Source organism: Streptomyces endocoffeicus (assembly GCF_016741935.1).
In the GTDB taxonomy this organism is placed as follows: domain Bacteria; phylum Actinomycetota; class Actinomycetes; order Streptomycetales; family Streptomycetaceae; genus Streptomyces; species Streptomyces endocoffeicus.
Genome location: NZ_JAERRG010000007.1, coordinates 437,840 through 447,214, shown reverse-complemented (window position 1 = coordinate 447,214; position 9,375 = coordinate 437,840). Strand labels below are relative to the sequence as shown.

The window sequence follows — 9,375 nt, the reverse complement described above, 5'->3', positions numbered from 1 at the left end:
AGAATTCTCCGGCCGGGCCCCTTCGGTCGTGTTCTGTGGTTTATCCGTGCCGTCTTCGGGTTACCAGCGGTACCACCGCCCTCGTCGCCCGCCGACCGTCGGCCGGGCGACGAACCCGATCAGCCAGACGGCGAGCACGATGACCGCGATCCACCACAGAGCCTTCAGTGCGAATCCGGCGCCGAAGAGCAGCAGAGCGAGAAGAAGAACGACAAGCAGGGGGACCATGATTACCAACCTCCTCGCCGCGCCGGGTACCCCTTCGGGAATCCGGCACACCTGATCAATTCATGCTGTTTCGAACACTCGGTTACTCCTGGTGGCCGGGTGGCGTGGCGTCCCACGGTGAGCGGAGGCAGGCTGGAAGGGCAGAGGTCAGAGGGTGATACGTCATGATCCAGCCAGCCGATATCCGTGAGTGGCGCGACCAGGATGTCGTCGATGAGCAGGGCCGCAAGATCGGGGTGCTCGAGGCGATCTACGTGGCCACGTCCACCGACGAACCCGCCATGGCCACCGTCCGCACCGGACTGCCCACCCGGCACCGTCTGGTGTTCGTCCCCGTGGACGACGCGGTGGTCGGGCCCGGCTATGTGAGGGTCTGCTACGCGCGGTCGCTGGTGAAGAAGGCACCCTCGCTCGGCGTGGACGATGTGCTGCCCGCGGAGCAGGAGGGGGCGATCTTCCAGTACTACGGGAAGGCGTACCAGTCGGGTCCGGGCGGCGGGCGGCAGCTCGCGCGCCGCTGACGGCCGAGGACGCTTGACGATCGAGGAGAGGTGTCGGCGGTGGCGCTCTTCCTGTTCCTGGTGATCGTGGCCATCGTGCTCGGCCTCATCGGCTGGGTGGTGCACGGGCTGGGCTATCTGCTGATCATCGGTGTGGTGGTGCTGGTGGTCGACATCGTCCTCGGGCTGGTGCGGCTGGCGCGGAGGTCCCGGCGGCGCCGGATCCGATGACGGGACGCGCCGAGGCCCGCGTCCCCTTCGGGGCGCATGCCATCCCGTACGCCCCCGGCACGCTCCGGCCCTCCGGCGACCCGGCGGTGGCCGACCGGCGGGTCCTGGGCCACTACGAGCTGTGGAAGGCGTACTTCCTGCGGTCGGGCGACGCGGTGGGCGGCCGGGGCCGGTGTGCGGTGTTCACCCCCGACGCGGCGCACCCGTTCGTGGCCGAGGCCCAGGGCTACGGACTGGTGATCACCGCGCTGATGGCGGGCGCCGACCCCGACGCCCACGCCCTCTTCGACGGCATCCTCCGGCACGTCCTGGCCCACCCCTCCGTGAACCACCCCGATCTGCACGCCGCCCAGCAGGACGCCGAGGGCCGGGACGTCGGCGGACGGGACTCGGCGACCGACGGCGACCTCGACATCGCGTACGGGCTGCTGCTCGCGGCCCGGCAGTGGGGCGGCGGTCACGGCGGCCACGGCGGTCACGGCGGTCGCGGGCGCCACGGCGGTCACGGCGACTACGGCGGTCACGGCGACTACGACTACGAGGCGCTCGCGGTACGGCGGATCGACGCCGTCATGGAGTGCGAGGTGCACCCCACCACCCGGCTGACGAAGCTCGGCGACTGGTCCTCGGGCCGCTATGACGAGGTCTCCCGTACGTCGGACTGGATGCCGGACCACTTCCGGGCGTTCCGGGCGGCCACGGGCGATCCGCGGTGGGACGAGGTGCTGGACGCGCATCTGTCGCTGGCCGGGGCGCTGCGCGCCCGCCATGCCCCGGCCACCGGGCTGCTCCCCGACTTCGTCGTGGACACCACGTCCGGCGAGCCGGGGCCCGCGCCGGGGCAGGTCCTGGAGAGCCCGCACGACGGCGACTACCACTGGAACGCCTGCCGCGCCCCCTGGCGGCTCGGCGCCGACGCGGTGACCAGCGGTGACGTACGCACCCGGGAGGCCGCGCGGGGGCTCAGCCGCTGGGCGAGGGCGGCGACGGGCGGTGATCCCGGGCGGATCCGGAACGGATACCGGCTCGACGGCACGGCCTATGGGGACCCGGGCTCGCCCGCCTTCTTCGCGCCCTTCGCGGTCGCCGCGCTGACGGAGGGCGAGGACGACGGCGACGGCGACGGCGACGGTGAGGACGGCGGCGAGGACGACTCACGGGCCGAAGGGGCGCGGGCGCAGGGCTGGCTGGACGCGCTGTGGGCGCGGATGTGCGCCTCCCCGCCCGATCCGGCCCGCGCCTACGCGGCGGGGGTGGGGCTCCAGTCGATGCTGGTGGTCAGCCACAACTACTGGGTGCCGTAGGCGCGGCCACCGTCTCGCACAGCGACTCCAGGGCGTCCCGCGCCGGGCAGTCGGGCAGTGCCGACAGGGCCGCGCGGGCGGCGTCGGCCTGACGGGCGGTCTCCTCGCGGGCCCGCTCCATGACCGGATGGGTGCGCAGCCGCGCCACCGCCTCCGCGTGCCCCGCACGCTCGGCGGGCCCGGTGAGCAGCCCGTACAGCTCCCGGTCCGAGTGGTCCGAGTGGTCCGAGTGGTCCGCGGGGTCTGCGGGGTCGGAGTGGTCCGCGGGGTCCGCGACCCGTGCCAGCAGCAGGACGGGCAGGGTGGGGCGGCGGGCGGTGGGGGTCGCCACCTCGTCGGCGAGATGGCTCGCCACGCCCAGCCGTTCGCCGTACCGGGCGAGGGCGTCCGCGATGTCCGGGTCCGCCCCCGAGGCCAGTGCGCCCAGCCGTCCGGAGACGGCGGTCAGCGAGCCGGTCCGGCTCGCCAGCACGTCCAGATGGTGCTCGACGGGGTCGCGGCCGTCGCGCGGTCCGGTCGTCTCCAGGATCTGGCCGGTGACCTGCCGCCGGAACGCCTGGGCCTGGATCCGTACGGCCTCCGGCCCCAGGTCGGCCAGGATGTGTGAGGCGCGGGCGAAGAGGAAGTCGCCGGTGAGCACCGCCACCGTGTTGTCCCAGTTGGCGTCCGGGCGCGGGGCGTCGCGCCGTACGGCCGCCTCGTCCCGGACGTCGTCGTGGTAGTGGATGGCCAGATGGGTCAGTTCGACGACCACGGCGGCGGGCACCACGCCCGGGGCGCCGGGGTCGCCGAACCGCGCCGCCAGCAGCACCAGCAGCGGCCGGAGCCGTCGCCCGGCCGTGCGCGTCAGCTCCCGCGCGGTCTCGGTGATGAACGGCACATCGCTCTTGGTGGCCCGCAACAGGCCCTCTTCCACCGCCGCTTGGCCGGCCCGGAGGCCGTCCGCCAGCGCGTGGTCCCGCACGGTCGGCTGCATGGACAGAAATGTCTCATATGTCGTCAGCGGTGGGCTTGAGGGCGTGTCATCGGCGGCTGGTTTCAGGACGTCGTCAGCGAGTGGTCCCAGGGCGACGGATCAGGAGTCCGGCGCGGCCGGGATCCTGGCCCGGATGCGGCTTCCCTGGCCGGGGCGGCTGTCCACGTTGAGCGTGCCGCCCACCTCGCGGGCCCGCTCCCGCATGGAGAGCAGCCCGAGATGGCCGGGGAAGGAGCCCTTGCAGTCGAAGCCCACGCCGTCGTCGGCGACCGTCAGGGTCACCGCGCCCGGTTCGTTGAGCAGATGGAGCCGTACGTTCCGGGCCTGTGAATGCTTGGCGACGTTGTGCAGCGACTCCTGGGCGATCCGGTACAGGGCGTGCTTGGCCTCCGGTGTGGTCTCCGGTTCGGCGTCCAGCTTCGCCTCGGTGGTGATCCCGTACCGGGCCCGGAGCGCCTCGACATGCTGGGTGAGCGCGGCCACCAGGCCCTCGGTCTCCAGCGATTCGGGCCGCAGCCGGCACAGCAGGGTCCGGGTCTCGGCGATCGCGGCGTCCGCGAGCCGCCGTATGTACTCGATGGGCTCGGCGAGTTCGGCCAGCTCGGCGAGGTCCACGACCTCCCCGGCGGCCTTGTGCCCCGCCGCCGGATCGGTCCGACCCGGCGCTTCCGCATGACTCGCCGTCCCGGCCCGGCCTTCCACCGGCTCCGCGCTGTCGATGTCGCGTTCGAGCATCTCGCGGGCGGTGCGGGCGCCCAGCGCGATGCCGTAGAGCGCCTGTGAGACCGAGTCGTGGAGCTCGCGCGAGATGCGATGCCGCTCCTCATGGACGGCCTTGTCCTGGGTGGCCGCCCGCTGCCGGTCGTTCTCCACCGCGCAGGAGGCGTGCCCCGCGATCACCTCCAGGAGGGTGATGTCCGCCTCTCCGGGGTCGCGGCCGGGCGGGAAGTGACAGCACATCGCGCCGATCGCGGTGGATTCGCGCAGCAGCGGCCACGCGGCCACCGCGCCCCGGGCGGGGCCCTCGCCGTCCGTGCCGGTACGGCCGCCGCCGTGGATGACGGGCGCGGCCCCGCCGATCGCCTCCAGCGCCGGTTTCCGCGACGGCGGGGTGTGGCCGTGACCGCCGCCGACCAGGCGCAGATTCGCCGACGGGCCGGGCTCCAGCAGATAGACCGTGCAGCTCGCGGCGCCGGTACGGGCCACCGCGCCCGCGGCCAGGGAGTCCAGGGTCCGGCGTACGCAGGGCCCGGAGGAACGGGGGAACACCGAGGGGACGGACGAGCCCCCGGAGCCGTTGGTGCCCGGTCCGGCCGCCGCCGACGCCAGCCGCCGCAGATGCTCCCGGTGCCGGATCTGGGCGACCGCGTGGCCCGCGGCACCCGCGAAGAGCCCCACGGTGCTCACATCGGCGTGGGTGAGCCGGCGCCCGCCGCCGCGGTTCGCCACCTCGATCACCCCCACCGGGTGGCCACGCACCAGCAGCGGCACGTCCAGCACCGAGGCCGGGACCGCGTGCCGGGGGTCCCGGCCGCGCCGGCGCCGCTGCCGCTGCCGCTCGTCGCCGGAGACCGTGGGCCGTCCGGCGCGGATCGCCTGGCGGGCGGGGGAGGAGCCGCCGGGCGTCAGGGGGCCGCTCGGCGCGGTCCACGGGGCGCCGTCGGTGGCCCGTATCGTCAGGACGTCGCCCGGTTCCAGCACCATCACCCGGGCCATATCCGCGCCCAGGAGCTCCCGCACCCGGCGGGCGATCAGCCGGAGCGCGGCGTCGGCGGTCTCGCCCGCCAGGATGTGTTGGGTGACCTCGGCGAGCGCGGTGGCGCTCCGCCTCCGTCGGGTCGGGGTCCACCGGGTACTGATCACGCCGACCACCACTGCTCCCTCGTCGTCGACTCCACTGCTTCCGGAGGGGTGAGCTCACCCGCGGGCACCAGGCCGGACTGCACCGCGTAGACCGCCGCCTGGGTCCGGCTGTGCACCCCCAGCTTGGTCAGGATGTGGCTCACATACGTCTTCACCGTCTGCTGGCCGATCCGCAGATCGTGGGCGATCTCCTTGTTGGCCTTGCCGCGCGCGAGCATGGTCAGCACCTCGGTCTCCCGCTCGGTGAGCTGCTCCGGGCCACTGGGCTCCCTGACCTGGCCCATCAGCCGGGAGATCGCGGCGGGGGAGACATGGATCTGGCCCGCGGCCGCGGCCTTCACCGCGTTGCGGAGGTCGTCGGCCTCGGCGTTCTTCAGCAGGAAGCCGATGGCCCCCGCCCGGACCGCGCCCATGACCATGGCGTCGTCGAGGGAGCTGGTCAGCGCCACCACCTCGACCTCGGGGAGGTCCTGGCGGATCTCCGCCGTGGCGGATACGCCGTCCATCACCGGCATCAGCAGATCCATCAGGACGACGTCGGGGCACAGCTCCCGGGCCAGCCGCACGGCTTCCCGGCCGTTGGTCGTCTCGCCGACCACCTTGATGTCGTTGTCGAGGCCAAGGATCATGCGCAGGCCCTGCCGGACCACCGCATGGTCGTCTGCTATCAGCACGCGAAGCGCCACTTGGTTCACCTGCCCATGGAGTACCCCGCCGCACGAGCGGAGACATACGCGGAAACGGTCGCGATCAGCGGTTCGAAGAGGGGGAGGGCCAGCAGGACGAGGACGCCCGCCGCCCATCCGCCCAGGACGTCACTCACCCAGTGGGTGCCCAGATAGACGGTGGTCAGACCGATGCCGACGGCCATCACACAGGCGACCAGCGCGCTTGTCCGCCGGTGGTGACCGGCGAGATAGGCGAGGGTGCCCCAGACGACGACGGCGTTGGCGACGTGACCGGAGGGGAAGACCATGCCGCCGTGGAAGAGCTCGGCGGATCCGGGGGTCCGGGCCTCGTACGGGCCCAGCCGCCCGGTGAGGATCTTCACGGCGCCGACGCTCGCGTTGAGCAGCAGCAGCGCCACGCCCAGGACCAGCGGCGGCCGCGGGCTCCGGGTCCGGACGCCGCGCCAGACGGCCCAGGCCAGGGCGGCCAGGGCGGTGGGGCCGCGTTGGCCCGTGATGACGAAGGCGTCCAGCACCGGCCGGACCCGCGGCCACTGTTCGTACGGCTTGAACAGGGCCACCTGCCAGTCGAACCGGACCAGCTGCGAGCCGGTGAGGACGGCCGTGAGGACCGCCGCGTAACAGGCGGCGGCCACCAGGAAGGCGATCGTGTGCCCGCGGCTCAGCGGGCATCGGATCCGTCCAGGGACTCGCATGAGGAGGGAACCCGTCTCGGTAGCTCCGCGATTCCATCCGAAGGGGGACTTTTTGCCCCATTCGGCCCCCGGTCTCCCCGCCCCAGGTGGTCCCCGCCCCAGTCCCGGGTGGTCCCGCCCAGGTGGTCCCCGCCCCCATCCGTACGGGCCCGTCCAGGTGAACCCGTACGGCGAAACGCAAACGGCCTCCCGCACCAGAGGGGGCCACCGCCGCACCGAAGGCGGACCCGGGTCAGATCAGCCCGTCACGCACCCACGCACCCACGCACCCACGCACTCACTCTTCCGGCCCCTCCGGCTGCGCGGGCTTGAAGCCGAATTCGGCGGCCTTCGCGACCGCCTCCAGCTGTGAGCGCGCCTCCAGCTTCTCCAGGATCCTGCGCACATGGGTGCGCACGGTGGCGTAGCTGATGCTCAGCCGTTCCGCGACGGCCCGGTTGTCCAGGCCGTGGCTCATCAGCGTGAGGATCTCCTGCTCGCGCGGGGTCAGGCTCTCCAGGCGCTCGGTCTGCTCGGCGGTGGACCGCGCGTCCTCGCGGTGCCGCGCCAGCACCTCCACCAGCGTGCTGGCCGGGATGAGGGTCTCGCCCTCGGCGGCCGAGCGGATGGCGGACGCGATCTCGTCGCCGCTCGCCGACTTCAGCAGATAGCCGCAGGCGCCCGCCTCCACGGCGGCCAGCAGCGCCGAGTCGCTGGCGTCGGCGCTGAGGATCACGATGGCGACGGACGGGTCATGGGCCCGGATGCCGCCGGCCGCGTCGGCCCCGGTGCCGTCGGGCAGCCGGAAGTCGACCAGCGCCACATCGGGCTTCATCTCCTTGGCCATGGGCACGGTCTCGGCGACCGAGTCGGCCCAGCCGACCACCGTCAGATCCGAGTACTCGGCCAGCAGGGCCCACAGCCCCTCGGCCACCACCCGGTGGTCCTCGACGATCAGCACCTTCGTCAATTCGGGAGGTGCGGTCACGGCTGCGGGTCCCCTTCGGGGGAGTCGGGGGAGTCGGGGGAGCCGGGGGCGGCGAGCGGCGCGCCCGGGGCAGTGCCGAGCGGCACCCAGAACTCCACGGTGGTGCCGGAGCCGGGTTCGCTCTCGATCCGGCACCAGCCGCCCGCGATCTGGGCCCGCTCCTGGATCAGGGCGAGCCCGAGGTGGCCGGGGCGGGACTCGACCTCGAGCGGGTTGTAGCCCTCGCCGTCGTCGACGATCCGCACCAGGCAGCCGTCGTCGAGCCCGAGCAGCTGCACATGGACCGTCTTGGCGTGGGCGTGCTTGCGCACGTTGACCAGCGCTTCCTGGGCGGTCCGGTAGATCAGCGCCATCGTCTCGGCCGGGGGGTGGGCGGTGAGCCGGTCCTCCAGCCGGTAGGTGACGCCGGTCTCGGCGCGCATCTGCTCCAGCAGGCCGCGCAGCGCCCCGGCCAGGCAGCCGTGCTCCAGGCTGGACGGCCGCAGGTCGAAGATCAGCTGGCGCAGTCGGCTGAGCGAGAGCTTCAGGGTCTCGTCCAGCTTGTCCATCACCCGCTGCTCGTCCGGGTCCCGCAGCCGCCGGCGCAGCTGCTGGAGGCGGAGGCTGGCGGCGGTGATCACCTGGATGGTGTCGTCGTGGATGTCGGCGGCGATCCGGCCGCGCTCGGCCTCCTGGGCGTGGACCAGATGGCTGAGCAGCGCCTGGCGGTCGCGGTCGGTGACCTCCAGCAGCTCCAGGCTGCGCTCCAGGACGAACTGGGCGCGCTGCACCTCGGTGATGTCGCGGACGGTCAGGACGGTGAGCAGGCCCTCCTCCGTACGCAGCGGGCTGATGCTGACGTCGGCGGGGAACTGCTTGGCGTCGCTGCGCCGCCCGACCAGCTCCATGCTGTGGCCGACCGGCTCCTCGAGGCTGTCGTCCCATTCGCGCAGCGAGACGGTGAGCGGCTGGTCGGGCAGCAGCGCCTCCACGGCCCGGCCGATCAGATGGTCGCGGTCGTAGCCGAAGAGCGCCTCGGTGCGGTGGTTCGCCGCCTGGATCCGGCCGCCGGTGTCCACGATCAGCATCGCGTCCGGGGAGGACTCGATCAGCTGGCGGAACCGGCTCTCGGCCGCCCGCAGCTGGCTGAGGTCGGCGACGAAGACCACCCCGCGGGGCTGCCGGCCCTGCAGATGGCCGCCGCTGAACTGGGCGGGGAACTCGCTGCCGTCGCGGCGGCGGCCGCTCATCGCGGACGGTGTGGTGAAGACCCGGCCGATCAGCTGCTCGGAGGCGGTGCGGTAGCGCTCGGGTACGAGGTCCCGCAGCCGCTTGTCGCGCAGCTCGGCCGAGCTGTAGCCGAACATGTGCCGGATGTGGGCGTTGGCGTACTCGATCCGGCCGCGCGGGCCGACCACGAGCACTCCGCAGGGCGCGTGGCCGAGCAGCTCCAGATACGAGTCCTCCAGGCGGTTGCCGACCAGGTCCTCGAACCGCCAGGAGGCGCGTTCGGCGCGGCGCAGCGGCTCGGCGCAGTCGGCGAGCAGCTCGGCGGACATGCTGAACTGATCGCGGGCGGCCCGGATGATCGCTTCGAGGATCTCCTCGGCGGGGGTGCCCTTGACCAGATAGCCGCTGGCCCCGACGGCGAGCATGTTCAGCACCGTCTCGCGGTCGCCGTGGGCGGACAGCGCCACCACCCGGGCCCCGGGGACCTGGTCGCGGATGGCCCGGACGCTGCTGGGGGCGTCGCCCCGGGGCATGTGCACATCCATGATCACGACCTGCGGGTGGTGATCCACCGCCGCCCGCACGGCCTGCTCATGGTTGATGGCCAGGCCCACCAGCTCCAGGTCCGGGTGGGAGTCGATGAGGTCGGCGAGCGCCTCACGGACGGCCGGGTCGTCATCGGCCACCACAACGGCGATCCGGTTGTCGCCCAT

Annotated in this window: 10 protein-coding genes; 3 read left to right on the top strand and 7 right to left on the bottom strand. The window is 73.1% G+C overall.

All coding sequences use genetic code 11. The annotated features are described in order from the left end of the window. Positions 1-60: 60 nt before the first annotated feature. Entirely contained in the window at positions 61-228 is a 168-nt protein-coding gene (locus tag JK364_RS20600) for a hydrophobic protein (protein ID WP_078642219.1), read from the bottom strand. 164 nt (positions 229-392) lie between these two features. Between JK364_RS20600 and JK364_RS20595 the strand changes: the two genes are divergently transcribed. The 3 genes from JK364_RS20595 to JK364_RS20585 are packed head-to-tail and all read left to right on the top strand — an operon-like array spanning position 393 to position 2,263. Continuing rightward, a complete protein-coding gene (locus JK364_RS20595) occupies positions 393-749 on the top strand; it encodes a PRC-barrel domain-containing protein (protein ID WP_201852559.1) in 357 nt (118 codons plus the stop codon). A gap of 39 nt (positions 750-788) precedes the next feature. After that, entirely contained in the window at positions 789-959 is a 171-nt protein-coding gene (locus tag JK364_RS20590) for a hypothetical protein (RefSeq protein ID WP_201852558.1), read from the top strand. Further along, positions 956-2,263 (top strand): glycosyl hydrolase family 8, encoded by a 1,308-nt coding sequence (locus JK364_RS20585; RefSeq protein WP_201852557.1) that lies wholly within the window; start codon positions 956-958, stop codon positions 2,261-2,263. Before JK364_RS20590 ends, JK364_RS20585 begins: the two co-directional genes overlap by 4 nt. Here JK364_RS20585 and JK364_RS20580 read toward each other — a convergent pair. The 6 genes from JK364_RS20580 to JK364_RS20555 form a co-directional block, all read right to left on the bottom strand. Beyond that, positions 2,238-3,239, bottom strand: a complete 1,002-nt coding sequence (locus JK364_RS20580) for a polyprenyl synthetase family protein (protein WP_201852556.1) — start codon at positions 3,237-3,239, stop codon at positions 2,238-2,240. The two genes, JK364_RS20585 and JK364_RS20580, sit on opposite strands and share 26 nt — an antisense overlap. A gap of 99 nt (positions 3,240-3,338) precedes the next feature. Beyond that, positions 3,339-5,102, bottom strand: a complete 1,764-nt coding sequence (locus tag JK364_RS20575) for a sensor histidine kinase (protein ID WP_201852555.1) — start codon at positions 5,100-5,102, stop codon at positions 3,339-3,341. Continuing rightward, positions 5,099-5,788, bottom strand: coding sequence for a response regulator (locus JK364_RS20570; protein ID WP_037955385.1), 690 nt, complete (start codon positions 5,786-5,788; stop codon positions 5,099-5,101). The genes JK364_RS20575 and JK364_RS20570 overlap by 4 nt, the downstream gene beginning before the upstream one ends. 5 nt (positions 5,789-5,793) lie before the next feature. Continuing rightward, positions 5,794-6,486, bottom strand: coding sequence for a phosphatase PAP2 family protein (locus tag JK364_RS20565; protein WP_201852554.1), 693 nt, complete (start codon positions 6,484-6,486; stop codon positions 5,794-5,796). Positions 6,487-6,763: 277 nt separating this feature from the next. Then, entirely contained in the window at positions 6,764-7,453 is a 690-nt protein-coding gene (locus JK364_RS20560) for a response regulator (protein WP_182467728.1), read from the bottom strand. Continuing rightward, complete coding sequence (locus JK364_RS20555) at positions 7,450-9,375, bottom strand: PAS domain S-box protein (RefSeq protein ID WP_201852553.1); 1,926 nt, start codon at positions 9,373-9,375, stop codon at positions 7,450-7,452. Before JK364_RS20555 ends, JK364_RS20560 begins: the two co-directional genes overlap by 4 nt.